The sequence below is a fragment of the Paraburkholderia unamae genome (assembly GCF_003268775.1).
Lineage (GTDB): Bacteria > Pseudomonadota > Gammaproteobacteria > Burkholderiales > Burkholderiaceae > Paraburkholderia > Paraburkholderia unamae.
The window spans coordinates 1-17036 of the sequence record NZ_QLSU01000059.1 but is presented as its reverse complement, the minus strand read 5'-3'; the positions used below and the strand labels follow the sequence as shown (position 1 = coordinate 17036).

The 17036-nt window shown below is 66.0% G+C and carries 16 protein-coding genes; 10 read left to right on the top strand and 6 right to left on the bottom strand.

The genetic code is table 11. From position 1 onward, the window contains the following. A partial coding sequence (locus C7401_RS43835; RefSeq protein WP_146757927.1) for a transposase occupies positions 1 to 295 on the top strand: 295 nt, incomplete at its 5' end. A gap of 91 nt (positions 296 to 386) precedes the next feature. Here C7401_RS43835 and C7401_RS43830 read toward each other — a convergent pair. From C7401_RS43830 to pqqA, 3 genes are all read right to left on the bottom strand, one after another. Beyond that, positions 387 to 1142, bottom strand: coding sequence for a (5-formylfuran-3-yl)methyl phosphate synthase (locus tag C7401_RS43830; protein ID WP_112178303.1), 756 nt, complete (start codon positions 1140 to 1142; stop codon positions 387 to 389). Between the two features lie 45 nt (positions 1143 to 1187). Next, entirely contained in the window at positions 1188 to 1787 is a 600-nt protein-coding gene (locus tag C7401_RS43825) for a DUF447 domain-containing protein (protein WP_112178302.1), read from the bottom strand. A gap of 70 nt (positions 1788 to 1857) precedes the next feature. Further along, positions 1858 to 1932 (bottom strand): pyrroloquinoline quinone precursor peptide PqqA, encoded by a 75-nt coding sequence (pqqA, locus tag C7401_RS43820; RefSeq protein WP_013342881.1) that lies wholly within the window; start codon positions 1930 to 1932, stop codon positions 1858 to 1860. Between the two features lie 344 nt (positions 1933 to 2276). Between pqqA and C7401_RS43815 the strand changes: the two genes are divergently transcribed. The 8 genes from C7401_RS43815 to rpe all read left to right on the top strand — a co-directional run bounded on the left by C7401_RS43815 (position 2277) and on the right by rpe (position 11316). After that, the gene (locus C7401_RS43815; protein WP_112178301.1) at positions 2277 to 3776 is read left to right on the top strand and encodes a ribulose-bisphosphate carboxylase large subunit; all 1500 of its coding nucleotides are present in this window, start codon (positions 2277 to 2279) and stop codon (positions 3774 to 3776) included. Between the two features lie 27 nt (positions 3777 to 3803). Further along, on the top strand, positions 3804 to 4232 hold the full coding sequence (locus tag C7401_RS43810) for a ribulose bisphosphate carboxylase small subunit (protein WP_112178300.1): 429 nt from the start codon (positions 3804 to 3806) through the stop codon (positions 4230 to 4232). A 65-nt stretch (positions 4233 to 4297) separates the two neighbouring features. Further along, positions 4298 to 5299, top strand: coding sequence for a CbbX protein (gene cbbX / locus C7401_RS43805; protein WP_181565845.1), 1002 nt, complete (start codon positions 4298 to 4300; stop codon positions 5297 to 5299). Positions 5300 to 5325: 26 nt separating this feature from the next. Continuing rightward, positions 5326 to 6432, top strand: coding sequence for a class 1 fructose-bisphosphatase (locus C7401_RS43800; protein WP_112178299.1), 1107 nt, complete (start codon positions 5326 to 5328; stop codon positions 6430 to 6432). A 48-nt stretch (positions 6433 to 6480) separates the two neighbouring features. Beyond that, the gene (locus C7401_RS43795; RefSeq protein WP_112178298.1) at positions 6481 to 7353 is read left to right on the top strand and encodes a phosphoribulokinase; all 873 of its coding nucleotides are present in this window, start codon (positions 6481 to 6483) and stop codon (positions 7351 to 7353) included. 71 nt (positions 7354 to 7424) lie between these two features. Continuing rightward, a complete protein-coding gene (gene tkt / locus C7401_RS43790) occupies positions 7425 to 9488 on the top strand; it encodes a transketolase (protein ID WP_112178297.1) in 2064 nt (687 codons plus the stop codon). 52 nt (positions 9489 to 9540) lie between these two features. Beyond that, a complete protein-coding gene (fba, locus tag C7401_RS43785) occupies positions 9541 to 10578 on the top strand; it encodes a class II fructose-bisphosphate aldolase (protein WP_112178296.1) in 1038 nt (345 codons plus the stop codon). A gap of 21 nt (positions 10579 to 10599) precedes the next feature. After that, positions 10600 to 11316 (top strand): ribulose-phosphate 3-epimerase, encoded by a 717-nt coding sequence (rpe, locus tag C7401_RS43780; RefSeq protein ID WP_112178295.1) that lies wholly within the window; start codon positions 10600 to 10602, stop codon positions 11314 to 11316. 28 nt (positions 11317 to 11344) lie between these two features. Here the strand turns inward: rpe and C7401_RS43775 are convergent, their stop codons facing one another. From C7401_RS43775 to C7401_RS43765, 3 genes are read right to left on the bottom strand one after another with little or no spacing between them, the layout of a single operon-like run. Then, on the bottom strand, positions 11345 to 12727 hold the full coding sequence (locus tag C7401_RS43775) for a DUF6513 domain-containing protein (protein WP_112178294.1): 1383 nt from the start codon (positions 12725 to 12727) through the stop codon (positions 11345 to 11347). Next, positions 12706 to 13302 (bottom strand): flavoprotein, encoded by a 597-nt coding sequence (locus C7401_RS43770; RefSeq protein ID WP_112178293.1) that lies wholly within the window; start codon positions 13300 to 13302, stop codon positions 12706 to 12708. Before C7401_RS43770 ends, C7401_RS43775 begins: the two co-directional genes overlap by 22 nt. A gap of 54 nt (positions 13303 to 13356) precedes the next feature. Further along, positions 13357 to 15390 (bottom strand): sigma-54-dependent Fis family transcriptional regulator, encoded by a 2034-nt coding sequence (locus C7401_RS43765; protein ID WP_112178292.1) that lies wholly within the window; start codon positions 15388 to 15390, stop codon positions 13357 to 13359. Positions 15391 to 15847: 457 nt separating this feature from the next. Between C7401_RS43765 and C7401_RS43760 the strand changes: the two genes are divergently transcribed. Then, positions 15848 to 16372: a dihydroneopterin aldolase gene (locus C7401_RS43760; protein ID WP_112178291.1), complete on the top strand. Its 525-nt coding sequence runs from the start codon at positions 15848 to 15850 to the stop codon at positions 16370 to 16372. The last annotated feature ends 664 nt before the right edge of the window (positions 16373 to 17036 follow it).

Sequence of the window (17036 nt, the reverse complement as noted above, 5' to 3'; positions counted from 1 at the left end):
GATTGTGCAATGCTGGCAGCGAGCCTGGGAGCACGTCACGCCGTTCTTCGTGTTTCCACCCGAGATTCGACGGGTTGTGTACACGACCAACGCCATTGAGAGTCTGAACATGCAGCTACGCAAGATCATCAAGACCCGGGGCCACTTCCCCACCGACGAGGCTGCCATCAAACTACTCTGGCTGGCGCTGCGCAATGTGCTGGCCAAGTCGGTACGGGCAACCTTCGACTGGAAATCCGCGATGAACCAGTTTGCCATCCTGTTTGGCGAGCGCTTTACGCTCGCCCGAGGTTAGGATCTGTTAAACCGCCTTGCACACAAAAATGCGGATAGGTTCAGGAAACGCGAAAAAACAAAAAACCGCGAAAAGCAAAAAAACCAGCCAATCAACCCCGCGCCCCAAGCCCCGCCGCCGACTGCAAACTCACCCCAGCACGCCCACCGGCATACCCACCATCACGACTCCCAGAGTGCAACGCCCCCACCCACTGCGCAACCCGCTGAGGATCAATCCTCGACCGCCGCCCATCAACACAAAGCGCCGTCCGAAACCCCGCCACATCAGGCGCAAGCGCACGAATCTGCTCAAGCTGCTCCCACCCCAGCGACCCCGCAATCCCACCCATCACGCCATGCTCGCGCGCGAGCCGCAGCCACTGCGCGAGCGTCTGCGCCTCCACGTGATCGAACAGCGTGCTGCCGTCCTTGCCGCCGGTATCGAACATCATGCCGACGAACCCCAGCTCCAGCGCATGCTCGACCAGCTCCGCGTTCATCTCGCCGTCGCACAGCCACACGGGCACCACCGCGGCGGGAAGGCTCGCCAGCATGTCGAGACAGCGCCGGGCCGCGGGTCCTGGCGACACGCCCACCTTCACATAGTCCACCCCGGCATCGCCCACCTCGATCACGCGCGCGGCGATCTCGTCCAGCGCGTGCGCGGGCACGTCGCCGATCGTCGCGCTGATCGGCTTGACCGGATAGCGCGCGCGCAGCGTCCGGACAATGTGCGCGATGTCGTTGATCGCCAGGCTGCCAAGCGCCCCCGCGTCCGGCTCCTTCAGGTCGATCAGTTCGGCGCCGGCCGCGACGGCGTCGAGCGCTTCGTCATGCGAGCGAACGCTCGCGAGCAATGCGGTCATCGATGTTCTCCGAAAAATTGCGGGCGCAACAGAGGAAAGTCAGGTTCAACGCGGTGTGGGCGCGCACGCGGCGTGCCCCGGCGTTTGCGCGCCGGCGCGATGGCGCTCGATGGCTGCGGTGAGCCACTGCCAGGCCGTGCGCTCGGCGTCGCCCGCGGTTTTGTCGATGGCGATCTGGAGATACGCCATTTCCCGGTCGACCTTGTCGGCCGGCAGCATGAAGAGGCGGCTCACGAGTATCGCGCCTTCCACCACCGCCGCCTGGGCGCGATTGAAGCCGGTGAACGGCGCATGGTTTTCGCGGTGTACGCATTGCATGCGCAGCACGGGGCGTTCCTCGTCGTCGCGCAGTTCGTGCAGTTCCAGTTCGGCGTGCGCAAGAGAACCGGCAAGCCGCACGCTCGCCACGCGCGTGGCCGCGAGCGTGGGCCAGTCGGTGGCGCAGTGCGTGACGCAACCCGCGAAGACGCGCACGTCCGTGGTGAAGTTCAGCACGGCCGCACGCGACGCGACGATATTGTCGAGCGTGACCGATGGACGAAACGGCGCAAGGATCACGAAGTCGTCCTCGTAACGGACGCCCATTGGCGCGATATGAACCCGGCCGTCGGCCGCCGCCGTCGTGACGATCGTTTCGTGAATCATGGGTGAGCGCGCATGTCCATGGGTAACGCAGCTTCAACGGAAGGGCCGCATGGCGCGGCCCACGCGGGGCTTACCGCGTAGCGATATACATCGTGATTTCAAAACCAAAACGCATATCGGTGTAGCTCGGAGTCGTCCACTGCATAGATGCATCCTCCATAAGTTGATACGGCATGGTGCCTTCGGCCCGGCGTGGCGCCTGGCTGCATGGGCCCGGCTTGCCATGCAAGCTCCATGCCGGGCGCGCGGCCTCGTCTCGCGAGGGTCGCGGCCGCCGCGCCATGCCGTCACTGTGCCTGGAACGCAGCAAAGTGTTCCATGCGCGCCTCGCGCGCCGCCCACGCGTGTGACAGCACGATCGATCGATAAGGAATCGGTTAACTCTCCCAAATGAAATCGTGAATTTTCAAGGGTGACGTCCTTGCCTAGAGTGCAACACAAGCGCTTCGTTCTTCCGGTAGCGCGCCAGTCCACCTACGAGGAAACGTCATGAACGACTTCAGCCAGCCGGTGATCGACTCTCTTGCCCCGCAGCGCAATGCGGCCAATCCGCGCGAGCGCTATGCCGCGGGGGTCATGAAGTACCGCGAGATGGGCTACTGGCAGCCCGACTACACGCCGAAGGAAACCGACATCATCGCGCTCTTTCGCATCACGCCGCAGCCCGGCGTCGATCCCGAGGAAGCGGCGGCGGCGGTGGCGGGCGAATCGTCCACGGCCACCTGGACCGTGGTGTGGACCGATCGCCTCACCGCGTGCGACATGTACCGCGCAAAGGCTTATCGCGTGGAGCCGGTGCCGGCATCGAGCGCGAGCGAGCCGCAGTATTTCGCGTACATCGCCTATGAACTCGATCTGTTCGAAGAAGGCTCGGTCGCCAACCTCACGGCGTCGATCATCGGCAATGTGTTCGGCTTCAAGCCGCTCAAGGCGCTGCGCCTCGAAGACATGCGCATTCCCGTTGCCTATCTCAAGACGTTTCAGGGGCCGCCCACGGGCATCGTCGTGGAGCGCGAGCGTCTCGACAAGTATGGACGTCCGCTGCTCGGCGCGACGGTCAAGCCCAAGCTCGGCCTCTCGGGCAAGAACTATGGGCGCGTGGTGTACGAGGGCTTGCGCGGCGGGCTCGACTTTCTCAAGGACGACGAGAACATCAACTCGCAGGCGTTCATGCACTGGCGCGACCGCTATCTGTTCTCGATGGAGGCCGTGAACCGCGCCCAGGCGGAAACCGGCGAGGTCAAGGGCCACTACCTGAACGTCACGGCGGGCACGATGGAGGACATGTACGAGCGCGCGGAATTCGCGAAGGAGCTGGGCTCATGCATCGTCATGATCGACCTCGTGATCGGCTGGACCGCGATCCAGTCGATGGCGCGCTGGGCGCGCAGGAACGACATGATCCTGCACCTGCATCGCGCGGGGCACAGCACCTACACGCGTCAGCGCAATCACGGCATTTCGTTTCGCGTGATCGCCAAGTGGCTGCGCATGGCAGGCGTCGATCATGCGCACGCGGGCACGGCGGTGGGCAAGCTCGAAGGCGATCCGCTCTCGGTGCAGGGCTATTACAACGTGTGCCGCGAGGCGCACAACGAAGTCGATCTCTCGCGCGGCATCTTCTTCGACCAGCCGTGGGCGGGGTTGCGCAAGGTGATGCCGGTGGCCTCGGGCGGCATTCACGCGGGGCAGATGCACCAGTTGCTCGACCTTTTCGGCGACGACGCGATTCTTCAGTTCGGCGGCGGCACGATCGGCCACCCCGGCGGCATTCAGGCGGGCGCGCAGGCCAACCGCGTCGCGCTCGAAGCGATGGTGAAGGCGCGCAACGAAGGCCGCGACATCGTGCACGAAGGTCCCGACATTCTCGATGCCGCCGCGCGCCATTGCACGCCGCTCAAGCAGGCGCTCGACACCTGGCGCGACGTGACGTTCAACTACGCCTCGACCGATACGCCCGATTTTGCCGTTACGCCCACCCCGGCCTGAGCGCCGCCCTTACCGACGAGGTGCGTCATGCGTCTTACCCAAGGTACGTTTTCCTTTCTGCCCGATCTGACCGACGAGGAAATCCGTTTGCAGATCGACTACGCGCTCGGCCAGGGCTGGGCCTGTTCGGTCGAGTTCACCGACGACCCGCATCCGCGCAACACCTACTGGGAAATGTGGGGGCTGCCGATGTTCGACCTGCACGACGCGGCGGGCGTGCTCCAGGAGGTGCGGGCATGCCGCGCGGCGCGCGCGCAGCACTACATCAAGGTCAACGCGTTCGATTCGGTGCGCGGCTTCGAGACGATGCGCCTGTCGTTCATCGTCAACCGTCCCGACCACGAACCGGGCTTTCGCCTGACCCGCGAGGACGGGCCGGGACGCGCGCAGCGCTACGGGCTTGCGGGCTATGCGAGCGAGCGGCCCGCCGGCGAGCGCTACGGCGGCGAGCGCTGACCAGGGGAGATCGAGCCCGCATAGCCGGATCGGGACATCCGGCGACATTCGCCCAGGGAGGGGCCATGAACGAAGCGACCACCATGGAAGCCGAGGCAGTCACCGTCGCGCGCGGGAGCGAGAGCGGGAACCCGCGCGAGCGCGAGCAAGATGCGCAACCCGGGCAGATCGATCTCGCCGCGCTCTATCGCGACTCCGGCATCGGCGAGGTGCTGGCCGAGCTGGACCGCGATCTCGTCGGGCTTGCGCCCGTCAAGACGCGCATTCGCGAAGTCGCCGCGCATCTTCTGGTGGAGCGCGCGCGCGCCTCGCTCGGACTCGCGGCGGGCGCGCCCACGCTGCATATGTGCTTCAGCGGCAATCCGGGCACGGGCAAGACCACGGTGGCGCTGCGCATGGCCGAAGTGCTGCACCGGCTCGGCTACATCCGGCGCAATCATCTGGTTTCGGTCACGCGCGACGATCTGGTTGGCCAGTACATCGGCCACACCGCGCCGAAAACGCGCGACGTGCTCAAGCGCGCCATGGGCGGCGTGCTCTTCATCGACGAAGCGTATTACCTGTATCGCCCCGAAAACGAGCGTGACTACGGGCAGGAAGCGATCGAGATCCTGCTCCAGACCATGGAGAACCAGCGCGACGACCTCGTGGTGATACTCGCCGGTTACGAGCAGCGCATGGAGGTGTTCTTCGAGAGCAATCCGGGCTTTCGCTCGCGGATTGCGCATCACCTCACGTTTCCCGACTACGGCGAAACGGAACTGCTCGAGATCGCCGAGCGCATGCTCGCCACGATGCATTACCGCTTCGACGCCGACTCGCGCCGCGCCTTCGCCGACTATCTCGCGCTGCGCATACGCCAGCCGAATTTCGCCAACGCGCGCTCGGTGCGCAACGCGCTCGACCGCTCGCGTCTGCGCCAGGCCAATCGCCTGTTCGCCACGGCCATGCAGCACGGCGCACCGATCGACGCCGCCGCGCTCACGCTGATCGGCGCCGTGGACGTGCGCGCGAGCCGCGTGTTTGCCCCGCCGCGCGCGGAGCAACCCGGCGCGCCGCCGGGCTGACCGAACACCCATCTCAGGAGATCGCCATGCAAGACGGCCGCACGACCCTTTCCAAATTCCTGATCGACACGCTCGATCGTCAGCCGGGCGGCGCGGGCCCGGCGCGCAATGCGGGGCTCGCCGCGCTTCTGATCGACGTGGCCGCCGCGATCAAGTCGATCTCGGCCATGCTCACCAAGGGCGCGCTGAGCGGCCACTACGGCTCGGCGCAAAGCATCAACACGCACGGCGAGGAACAAAAGAAGCTCGACATCACCACCAACGAAACCTTCGTGCAGCAATGCGAGTGGGACGGGCTGCTCGCGGCGATGGCCTCCGAAGAGATGGAGCACATCTATCCGATTCCGCCGGGCTACCCGCGCGGCGATTATCTGCTCGCTTTCGATCCGCTCGACGGCTCCTCGAACATCGACATCAACGGCGTCGTGGGCTCGATATTTTCGGTGCTGCGCCATGAGGGCGCGTCGGTGGACACATCGGTGGATGAGAGCGCGTTTTTGCGGCCCGGCTGCGAGCAGGTCGCGGCGGGCTACGCCGTCTACGGGCCTGCGACCATGCTCGTGATCTCGGTCGGCAACGGCACGCACGGCTTCACGCTGGAGCGCGACATCGGCAACTTCGTGCTCACGCATTCCAACATTCGTATTCCTGAGGATACCTGCGAGTTCGCCATCAACGCCTCGAACGAGCGCTTCTGGGAGCCGCCCGTGCGCCGCTATGTGCAGGAGTGCAAGGACGGCCGCAGCGGCTGCCGCACGAGCGACTTCAACATGCGCTGGATCGCTTCGATGGTGGCCGAGGTGCATCGCATCCTCATGCGCGGCGGCGTGTTCATGTATCCGCGCGACTCGAAAACGCCGGTCATGGAAGGGCGTCTGCGCCTGCTCTACGAAGCCAACCCGATGAGCTTTCTCGTCGAGCAGGCGGGAGGACTGGCGATTACCGGGCGCGAGCGCATTCTGGACGTCACGCCGCGCACGCTGCACGGCCGCGTGCCCGTGATTCTCGGCTCGCGCAACGAGGTGGAGCGCATCGGCCGTTACCACGACGAATACGACCGCGGCACGGATCAGCCCTTCACGTCGCCGCTTTTTGGCCGGCGCTCGCTGTTCCTGCCGGGGTTCTCTGCATAAGGCCTCGCCCCGCGACCGATCCGAATACTCACATCAGGAGACACGCGCATGTCCATCAAGCACCCGATCATCGCGGTGACCGGCTCGAGCGGCGCCGGCACCACGACCGTGATGAAGAGCTTCACGCATATTTTCCGCCGCGAAAAGATCGATGCGCAGATCGTGGAGGGTGACGCGTTCCATCGCTACGACCGCCACGGCATGCGCGATGCCATGAAGCAGCACGAGCGCGACGGCATGCCGAATTTCAGCCACTTCGGCCCGGAGGCGAACCTGCTGGAGGAACTGGAAACGCTGTTCGCCAGTTACGCGGAAAACGGCGCGGGGAAGCTGCGCCACTACGTGCACGACGAAGCCGAAACGCAGCGCTACAAGCAGGACGCGGGCACCTTCACGCCCTGGGAGGACGTGCGCCCGGACACCGACCTGCTGTTCTACGAGGGCCTGCATGGCGCGGCCGTGAGCGAAGGCGTGGATATCGCGCGGCACGCGGACCTGCTGATCGGCGTCGTGCCGATCATCAACCTCGAATGGATCCAGAAGCTGCATCGCGACCAGACCATGCGCGGCTATTCGCACGAGGCGGTGGTGGACACGATCCTGCGGCGCATGCCCGACTACGTGAACTATATCTGCCCGCAGTTCTCGCGCACGCATGTGAATTTCCAGCGCGTGCCCACCGTGGACACCTCCAATCCGTTCACGGCGCGCGAGATTCCGCAGCCCGACGAAAGCTTTGTCGTGATCCGTTTCGCGCGGCCCAAGGGCATCGACTTCCCGTATCTGCTGACCATGCTGCACGACTCGTTCATGTCGCGTCCCAACGTGATCGTCGTGCCGGGCGGCAAGATGGGGCTCGCCATGCAACTCATTTTCACGCCCATGATCCTGCAACTGATCGACCGGCGCGCGCGTGCCTGAAGCGCTTAGGGCGCTTGGAGCGCTTCGAGCGCGCAGTGCAACACCGCTTATCGCTTACCAGGAGACTTGCCATGAGCGACGTCGCTGATTCCGCCGTTACCTCATCCGCCGCGAGCGCGACCCGCCCGATGGCCAACGCGCTGCGCATGCTGGCCGTCGATGCGGTCGAGGCCGCGAAGTCCGGTCATCCGGGCATGCCGCTCGGCATGGCCGAGATTGCCGTGGCGCTGTGGGACCGGCATCTGAAGCACAACCCGCGCAACCCCGCGTGGCCCGACCGCGACCGCTTCGTGCTCTCGAACGGCCACGGCTCGATGCTGCTCTACGCGCTGCTGCATCTCACGGGCTACGACCTGCCGATCGATGAAATCAGGCGCTTTCGCCAGTGGCACAGCAAGACGCCGGGTCATCCCGAAGTGGGCGTCACGCCGGGCGTGGAAACCACCACGGGGCCGCTCGGGCAGGGGCTCGCCAATGCGGTCGGCATGGCGCTCGCCGAAGCGCTGCTCGCACGCGAATTCAACCGGCCCGCGCATACGATCGTCGATCACCGTACCTATGTCTTCGCGGGCGACGGCTGCCTGATGGAAGGCGTCTCGCATGAAGCGGCTTCACTTGCGGGCACGCTCAAGCTCGACAAACTCACCGTGCTTTACGACGACAACGGCATTTCGATCGACGGGCACGTGGCGCAATGGTTCGCCGACGACACGCCCGCGCGCTTCGCCGCCTACGGCTGGCATGTGGTGCGCGATGTGGACGGCCACGACGTGGAAGCGGTGGACCGCGCCTTGCGCGGCGCGCGCGCGGCGGGTCGCCCGACGCTCATTTGCTGCCGCACGGTCATCGGCAAGGGCGCGCCTTCGAAGGCGGGCACGCACGACGTGCACGGCGCGCCGCTCGGGGCCGAGGAGGTCGCCGCCACGCGGCAAGCGCTCGATTGGCCGTATCCGCCGTTCAGCATTCCTGACGATATTCGCGCGAGCTGGGATGCCGGGGAGCGCGGCGAGGCGGCCGAGACGGACTGGAACGGGCGTTTCGCGGCGTATCGGCGGCACTATCCGCACGAAGCGGCCGAGTTCGCGCGTCGGATGGAGGGCACGTTGCCCGCGCATTGGCGCGACGCCGTGCAGGCGATGCTGCGCGACGCGAATGGCGCGGCGCAATCGCTCGCCACGCGCAAGGCTTCGCAGCAGGCCATCGCCGTGCTCGCGCGCGTATTGCCGGAACTGCTGGGCGGCTCGGCCGACCTGACCGGCTCGAACCTGACCGACTGGCCCGCGGCGCAGGCCATCCACGCCGACGATGGCGGCCTGCAAGGCGGCAACTATCTGCACTACGGCGTGCGCGAATTCGGCATGAGCGCGGTGATGAACGGTGTGGCGCTGCATCGCGGACACATACCGTTCGGCGGGACCTTTCTCACGTTCTCCGACTATGCGCGCAACGCCCTGCGCATGGCGGCGCTCATGAAAACGCGCGCGGTGTTCGTGTTCACGCACGATTCGATCGGCCTTGGCGAGGATGGCCCGACGCATCAGCCGGTCGAACACGCGGCGAGCCTGCGGCTCATTCCGGGCCTCGACGTCTGGCGGCCGTGCGACACCGTCGAGACCGCGCGCGCGTGGGCGAGCGCGGTGGAGCGCGAAGGCCCCACTTGCCTGCTGCTCAGCCGCCAGACGCTGCCGTTCGTCGCCCGCGACGACGCGCAGATCGACGCGATCGAGCGCGGTGGCTACGTGCTGCGCGACTGGCCGCGCGCTGAAGGCGAGCGCGTGGTGTTGATCGCCACGGGCTCGGAAGTCGCGCTGGCGCTCGAAGCCGCCGCGCTGCTCGCCGAAGCGGGAGTCGCCGCGCGCGTCGTATCGATGCCATGCACCAGCGCGTTCGAGCGCCAGCCGCCTGCGTGGCGCGATGCGGTGCTGCCGCCGGGCGTTCCGCGCGTGGCGGTCGAAGCAGGCGTGCGCGCGTTCTGGCGGCAATACGTGGGGCTGGAGGGCGGCGTGGTGGGCATCGACCGCTTCGGCGAATCCGCGCCCGCCGCCGCGCTCTTCGAGCATTTCGAACTGAATGCGAACGCGGTGGTGCAGGAAGCGCGGCGCGTGACCCGGCACATCACCCGGCGCGCGCCCTGAAGCCCAGGCGAGCGCGGCAACCCGTTTCCGATTCGACCTCAAGGAGTTTGCAATGGCGTTCATGGCACTGCGTCAATTACTCGACCACGCCGCCGAGCACGGCTACGGCGTGCCCGCGTTCAACGTCAACAACATGGAGCAGATCCACGCGATCATGCAGGCCGCTGAATCCACGGCGAGCCCGGTGATCCTGCAAGCGTCGGCGGGCGCGCGCAAATACGCGGGCGAGCCGTACTTGCGGCATCTCGTGCTGGCCGCGCTGGAGGCACACCCCGACATTCCGCTCGTGCTGCACCAGGATCACGGCGCGAGCCCGGCGGTGTGCCAGCAGGCGATCCGCTCGGGCTTTACCTCCGTGATGATGGACGGCTCGCTCATGCCCGACCAGAAAACGCCCGCCGCCTACGACTACAACGTGGACGTGAGCCGCCGCGTGGTGGAGGCCGCGCACGCGGTGGGCGTTTCGGTGGAAGGCGAACTGGGGTGCCTCGGCTCGCTCGAAACCGGCTCGGCGGGCGAGGAGGACGGTGTGGGCGCGCAAGGCCTGCTCACGCGCGAAAGCCTGCTCACCGACCCGCACGAGGCGCGCCGTTTCGTGGACGCGACAGGCGTGGACGCGCTTGCCATCGCCATCGGCACCTCGCATGGCGCGTACAAGTTCAGCCGCCAGCCGACCGGCGACATTCTCGCCATCGACCGCATCGCCGACATTCATGCGCACGTGCCGAACACGCATCTCGTGATGCACGGCGCGTCGTCGGTGCCGCAGGAGTGGCTGGCGATCATCCGCGAATACGGCGGCGAGATTCCGACGACCTATGGCGTGCCGGTCGAGGAAATCCGGCGCGGCATTGCGCATGGCGTCCGCAAGGTCAATATCGACACCGATATCCGCCTCGCGATGAGCGGCGCGATGCGGCGGTCGATGTCGCACGCGCGCGCCGAGTTCGATCCGCGCGCCGCGTTGAAGGCGGCCACAGCGGCGGCGAGCGCCGTGTGCGTGGAGCGTTTCGAGGCGTTCGGCTGCGCGGGCCAGGCGTCGCGCATCAAGCCGTTGCCGCTGGAGGCGATGGCGCGCCGCTACCACTGAGCCGCCGCGAAGGAGACAGCCATGCGCGACACCCTGATTGCCCCCTCGCTGTTGTCGGCGGATTTCGCCCGTCTCGGCGACGAAGTTCGCGACGTCACGGCGGCGGGCGCGGACTGGATTCATCTCGACGTGATGGACAACCACTACGTGCCGAACCTCACGGTCGGGCCGTGCGTGTGCGCGGCGATCCGCCCGCATGCGCGCGTGCCGCTCGACGTGCATCTGATGACGACGCCGGTCGACGCGCTCGTGCCGGGCTTCGCCGAGGCGGGCGCGAGCGTGATCACGTTTCACCCGGAGGCGTCGCTGCACGTGCACCGCACGCTCGAGCTCATCAAGTCGAGCGGCGTGCGCGCGGGGCTTGCGCTCAACCCGGCCACGCCGCTCGCGGTGCTCGACCACGTGATCGACCGGCTCGACGTGGTGCTCGTGATGTCGGTGAATCCCGGCTTCGGCGGCCAGGCGTTCATTCCCGAAACGCTCGACAAGCTGCGCGCCTTGCGCGAGCGCGTTGACGCGTCGATGCAGCGCACCGGGCGGCGCTTGCTGATCGAGGTGGACGGCGGCGTGAAAGCGGCCAATATCGCGCAGATCGCCGACGCGGGCGCCGACGTGTTCGTGGCCGGTTCCGCCGTGTTCGGCGCCAACGACTACGCGCAGGCTATCGGCGCGTTGCGCGGCGCGCTCAGGTCACGCGCGGGCCACGTGGCGGAGGAGAGGGCGGCGATGGCGCGCTGATCTTGCGCGCGCCACCACCGTTGCGCCCTCAACGTTTCTTCATGGTCTCGCCGGGAGCGCACCATGCCGAGAGATCCTGCGCATCGCGCTCGACGGCGCAGCCCCAGTCCAGCGGCTGATCCTGATCGAAGCGTTTGCCCAGACGCCACGCGATCTCCGCGCGCGCGAGCTGCACGCCCATATAAAAGGCGTGGCCGCCATCGGCTTCGAGTTGCAGTTGCGGGTAGAGCGCGAACGGGTCGATGGCGCGGCGATGGCCGTCGCGGTTGTACACGTGTATGCCCTCGGCGCTGACCTGCACGCGGAAGTTCGGGTCGCGCACCTGGCTCGCCAGTTCGTCGATTTCGTCGGCGCTATAGGGAAACGGGCGTTTGGCGTGCACCGTCGCGAGGTCTGCGGTGATGCCCTTGGGCAGCACCTGCGCCTCGCGCGCCGCATGCATCATGCGCCGCGCCACATCGGCTTCGCGCACGGCGCGCCGCGCGTGCAGGCTCACCGAGGTGGTGAGCACGGCGCTCACGCGCAATTCGGCCGCCATGCCGAGCAGCACCGCATTGATGCCGCTGGTATCTGCCTCGGTCAGCTCCGTCACGTTGCCGATGCCCATCATGATCGGCGCCTGCGGGTAGCGTTCGCGCAGTTGCACATAGCGCGCGATGGAGGCGGCAAGGCCAAACGGGATCGGGTCGAGAATCGGGTCGGCGAGAAACGCGCGGCCGCGCGCGGCGCAATGCTCGATCGCCGCGTCGAGCGTGGCGGGCTCGCCCGGCTGGCGCGCCACGAGAATGGGCGTGGCGGGCACCTCGTCGGCGATCCATAGCGTGTCGAGGTTCAGGCTCATCAGGTAGTCCGCGCCCGCACGCCCCCCGCGCAGCAGTTCCTCGCTGCGCATCGAATCGACGCTTACACGAAAGCCTTCTTCCTTCAGCCGGCGAACCGCGTCTTCGAGGTGCGGGAACGGCGTATCGGGCAGGCAGCCGATGTCGATCACATCGGCGCCTTGCGCGGCATATATGCGTGCGCGCGTGGCAATGGCGTCGGGGTCGAGATGCGGCGCATCGACGATCTCCGCGAAAATGGCTGTTTCGTAGTGCGTGAGATCGAACGGCTTCGCGGCGCGGCCGAAGTATTGCGGCAGATCCTTCACCTCCTCGGGGCCGCGCTCGAACGGCACGCCGTAGTGCTCGCTCAGCGCGGCGAGGTCGCCCCGGCAGCGGCCCGGCACGATCACGCGCTGTGCCGCGAGCGGCGCGCTCACGCGGCGGCGGATCATGTCGGCCGTCATCAGCGCGGCGACCTGGAGGCCGATTTCGCGAATCTCCCAACTGAACGGCGTGGGCGCCATGCTGTCCAGCACGCGCGTGAGGCTCTTTTCGGCGAGCCGGCCGGTCAGGAAGACGATGTGATCCATGCGAGACCGAATGTCGACAGGCGGGCGTCGAGCGCCGTTTTGAGCTCGTCGAGCGAACGCACGAGCGTGGTGTGTTCGAAGCGCGACAGGCGCTCAACGTTGTCGAGTTCGATCCGCCGCGGGCGCAGCTCGACCCATTCGTTCGGGCTGTGCGTGACCACGGTCGGCTCGGTATCGCATGCAAAAACGATGCCGGGGATGCATTGCTTGCCGGCTTGCGCATACATGTTGGTGGGCAAGGTGTCGGAGATGCCGAACGCGCATTTGGCCACGGTATTGCTCGTGGCGGGCGCGATCACCACCGTGTGATACATGCCCTGGTAGAGCATGCCCACCGGCACGCCGCTCGCGCTGTTGTCGCGCAGCACACGAAAGTGGTTGCGCAGCTTCGCCAGGGTCCAGCCATAGAGCGGCAGCACCTCCTCGGCGGCCGCCGAAAGAAAGAGATCGACGCACGGCAACGCGAGGGCGAGCGCGAGCGACTCTTCGAGCAGATGCCCGGAGCCGGTCACGCACCACGCGAAGCGGGCGTCGGCGCGAAAGTCCGTGAGACGGCGGGCGGGCGCCTGGGTCATGCCGGTTTTTTCATGCGTGTGTTATGCGTGCGTTATGCGTGGATCACCCGTGGATCATGCGTCGTCGTCATCGGGCGCCGCGCTGTCGTGCGAGAGCCGGATATGCAGCCGGCGCATCTTGCGGTACAGCGTGTTGCGGCTGATGCTGAGCGCCTTGGCCACGTTGCTCACGTTCCAGCGATGCTCGTCGAGCAGCGAGAGCACCGTCTCGCGCTCTTTTAGCTGGAGCGCATTGAGCGCGGACAGGTCCGCGTCGTCGGCCTGGTGTTGCAGCGCCGCCTGCGCCGGCGCGTGCGCGGCGGCGGGGGCCTCGATCTGCGGCCCGCGTTGGGTGATTTCGGCGGGCAGGTCTTCGCTGCGGATCAGTTGCCCGTCGCACAGCGCGATCGCCATCTGCAAGACGTGGCGCAACTGGCGGATATTGCCGGGCCACGGGTAAGTGAGCAGCGCGTGCTGCGCTTCGGGCGAGAGCTCGGGCGGATCGTTGTCGGTTTCGTTCGCGAGCAGATGGTGGATCAGCGCGAGCTTGTCGACGCGCTCGCGCAGCGGCGGCAGCGTCAGCTCGACGCCCTTGAGCCGGTAATAGAGATCCTCGCGGAATTGCCCGCCGTGCACGAGTTCGAGCAGATTGCGGTGGCTCGCGCTCACGAGCTGGAAATCGACCTTGACGGTCGTTTCCGCGCCGAGCGGCGTGACCTCGTGCTCCTCGATCACGCGCAGCAGGCGCGCCTGCAACGCGAGCGGCATGTCGCCGATCTCGTCGAGAAAGAGCGTGCCGCCGTTGGCCTGCACGATCTTGCCGCGCCGCCCTTCGCGCTGCGCACCGGTGAACGCCCCGGCGCGATAGCCGAACAGTTCGCTCTCGATGAGGTTTTCGGGCAGCGAGGCGCAATTCACCGGCACGAACGGGCCCGATGCATGCGGGCTGATGCTGTGCAGCGCCTGCGCGAACACCTCCTTGCCGGTGCCCGTCTGGCCGCGCAGCACGATGGGAATCTTGCGTTGCACCACGCGTGCGGCGAGCTGGATTTGCGAAGCCATGAGCGGGTCGCCGAATTCGAGGTGCGCGATCTCATCGATGCGCGGCGGCGGGCGCTTTTCGGGCGCGCGGCTGCGCGGCACGGGCGCGGACACCGCGATGCGCGTGCTCAGGCCCGCGCTGTTCTGGGGCGTTTGCGCGACGAGGAAAAAGCGGTTGCTCGCATTCGCGCTATAGACGGTGATGGGGTGGAACGAACCGCGGATGCTGCGCGCGATCATGTCTTCGAGCGACGCGTTGAACGCCTCCTCGATGCGCCGGCCGCGCAACTCGCTCAGCTCGCGAAAGCCGAGCTGGAAGAGGGCGCTGCGGTTGGCGGCGAGCACCGTGCTGTCGTCGGCCACGGCCAGCTTGCCGCCATGCAGCGTGCCGACGAATTCCGGGCGGCTATGAAAATGAATCATGTTCGCGTGCCGGTAGCGCGCATCGAGCAGGCGATTCTCGATCATTTGCCGCGACATGCCCACGAGCACGAGCGAATGCTGCTGCAAGAGCTTGGAGCGGCTCGTCACGTCGAGCACGCCGGCGATCTCGCCCCGGTCGTCGAAAATCGGCGCGGCCGAGCAGGTGAGCGACGTATAGCGCGGATAGAAGTGCTCGTGCTGGCACACGGCAATGCACTCGCGCTCGGCCAGACATGTGCCCATACCGTTGGTGCCTGCTTCGCGCTCGCTCCACATCGCGCCTACGCGAAAGCCGTCGGCGGCGACCGCTTCGGCGAACGGCATCGACGAGACCTGGTGCACGATGACCCCGCCCGCATCGACGAGCGCGACGGCCAGCTCCGGGTCGGCCAGTTGCTGATAGAGCGTGGTCATTTCGAGCCGCGCGCAGGCGATCAGATCGCTCACGGCTTCGCGGCGCTGGCTGAGTTCGTAGTCCGTTAGAACGGGCGGAGGCGAGAAACGTGAAGGATCGAGCTTGAACTCGTTGACGCAGCGCGCCCACGACTGCGCAACCGGCTCGCTCGTGGGACGGGTCGCCAGTTGGCGGTTGACGACATTCATGACTTCACGGACGTGCAAATTGCTGTCAGTGAGCAACGACATGGGGTTTGTCTCCGTTGCGTCAATGCCGTGCGCACGGGCAGGCATTGCGACGAAGGAACAGCCCTTCGTTGCATCACCCTGTTGAACCATGCGCGACGATCATCGCCGCTTTATCGAACTTCTGTTTCCCCTGGCGCCGCGACTTCTGAGGCTGCGTGCGCGCTGAGTGTCCCGCCCTGTCATCCGGCGTTGGCTTAAAACTTTACGCCCGATGCCGGTTCCGTTCAATAAGCAATCTCAACAACTTGCGCGGGTGCGCCCGCTTTTTGCTTCTCCTCGCGCCATGCCGTGCCGCAGCGTACGGACCGATGTACTTAAACACACGGATAGACGCGGCGGCGGACCCGGGTGTTGCAGCTTTGGCGCAAAGTGCTTCGCTTCCTGGGCACCGTGTACCGCTTTGCGCCGATCCGATTCGCATCAACTCGCCATTTGCCGCATTGCGGCGGAGGACACCATGTATCGAAACCCGATCGACAACGCCTGCCTTGATGGTTTCTCCAGCGCTTGCGCCGGCGCCGGGGCGCTCGATGGGCCCGATTTGCCCGCTCGCGAGACGCTGCCTGCGCGCATGGACATCGTGTTCATCGAGAACTTCATTGGGCAGACGGTGATTGGCATCGACAGCAGCGAGCAGGACGTTGCCCAACCCGTTCGCATGAACCTTGCCATCGGCGTACCCGTGCTTCGGGCGTGCAGCACCGATCGCATCGAAGACACCGTCAATTATGCGGCCGTGCGTGGCGCGCTGCATGCGTTGCTCGCTTCGCATGGGGTGCGCTTGCTTGAAGCGCTTGCTGAAGCGGTGGCGCGGTTGCTGATTGTGGAGTTCGGTGCGCACTGGGTGCGGGTCGCGATTGCCAAGCCGGATAAGTTTGAGGATGTGGCGGCGGTTGGGGTGGTGATTGAGAGGCGTAGGGGGAAGGTGGGGGGGGCGATTTCTGGGTATGCGGGGCTTGGGGAAGGGCTTTTTCCTAATTAGGTTTTGGGGTGGTTTTTTTGCTTTTCGCGGTTTTTTGTTTTTTCGCGTTTCCTTGTTTTCGTGTCGGTCTGCCAGGGTTGCCCCTGTGCGGGGCGGCACCTACTTTTCTTTGCAGCGGCAAAGAAAAGTAGGCAAAAGAAAGCCGCTCAAACCGCCAATGCCTGCCACGGTTCACCCCGCACCGCATCAGGTAGTGGCTCCGGAGCATCCGTCACCCCGCACCTTCGAACTGAGTGACAAGGCAGTCATACTTCCCGCTGCTCGCTTCGCGCGTCGCGGAAAGGTCTGCATGGGAAACCCACCCTGGCTACGCGGGGTTTGTGGTTTTGGCTATGCCCTTCGGGGCGCGTAGCGCCGCCGGAAGGATGAGCCCTTTGTCACTACGTTCAAAGGTGCGAGGTGACAGACGCTCCGGAGCCACTAGCTGGCGTGGCGCGGGGTGAACGGTGGCAGGCGTTAGCGGTTTGAGCGGCTTTCTTTTGCCTACTTTTCTTTGCCGCTGCAAAGAAAAGTAGGTGCCGCCCCGCACAGGGGCAACGCTCGCAGACCGACACGAAAACAAGGAAACGGGACCTATCCGTCATTTCGTGGGCGAGGCATATCATGAGAGGTAAAAATCATGGATATGCCGATGAAGAAGAAACGCACGGTAGCTTCGCAGGCA

What these genes read in the sequence shown, in the direction of transcription:
- C7401_RS43830 (WP_112178303.1), bottom strand. Translation starts at nt 1,142, where the DNA reads ATGACCGCATTGCTCGCGAGCGTTCGCTCGCATGACGAAGCGCTCGAC.
- C7401_RS43825 (WP_112178302.1), bottom strand. Translation starts at nt 1,787, where the DNA reads ATGATTCACGAAACGATCGTCACGACGGCGGCGGCCGACGGCCGGGTT.
- C7401_RS43815 (WP_112178301.1), top strand. Translation starts at nt 2,277, where the DNA reads ATGAACGACTTCAGCCAGCCGGTGATCGACTCTCTTGCCCCGCAGCGC.
- C7401_RS43810 (WP_112178300.1), top strand. Translation starts at nt 3,804, where the DNA reads ATGCGTCTTACCCAAGGTACGTTTTCCTTTCTGCCCGATCTGACCGAC.
- cbbX (WP_181565845.1), top strand. Translation starts at nt 4,298, where the DNA reads ATGAACGAAGCGACCACCATGGAAGCCGAGGCAGTCACCGTCGCGCGC.
- C7401_RS43800 (WP_112178299.1), top strand. Translation starts at nt 5,326, where the DNA reads ATGCAAGACGGCCGCACGACCCTTTCCAAATTCCTGATCGACACGCTC.
- C7401_RS43795 (WP_112178298.1), top strand. Translation starts at nt 6,481, where the DNA reads ATGTCCATCAAGCACCCGATCATCGCGGTGACCGGCTCGAGCGGCGCC.
- tkt (WP_112178297.1), top strand. Translation starts at nt 7,425, where the DNA reads ATGAGCGACGTCGCTGATTCCGCCGTTACCTCATCCGCCGCGAGCGCG.
- fba (WP_112178296.1), top strand. Translation starts at nt 9,541, where the DNA reads ATGGCGTTCATGGCACTGCGTCAATTACTCGACCACGCCGCCGAGCAC.
- rpe (WP_112178295.1), top strand. Translation starts at nt 10,600, where the DNA reads ATGCGCGACACCCTGATTGCCCCCTCGCTGTTGTCGGCGGATTTCGCC.
- C7401_RS43775 (WP_112178294.1), bottom strand. Translation starts at nt 12,727, where the DNA reads ATGGATCACATCGTCTTCCTGACCGGCCGGCTCGCCGAAAAGAGCCTC.
- C7401_RS43770 (WP_112178293.1), bottom strand. Translation starts at nt 13,302, where the DNA reads ATGACCCAGGCGCCCGCCCGCCGTCTCACGGACTTTCGCGCCGACGCC.
- C7401_RS43765 (WP_112178292.1), bottom strand. Translation starts at nt 15,390, where the DNA reads ATGTCGTTGCTCACTGACAGCAATTTGCACGTCCGTGAAGTCATGAAT.
- C7401_RS43760 (WP_112178291.1), top strand. Translation starts at nt 15,848, where the DNA reads ATGTATCGAAACCCGATCGACAACGCCTGCCTTGATGGTTTCTCCAGC.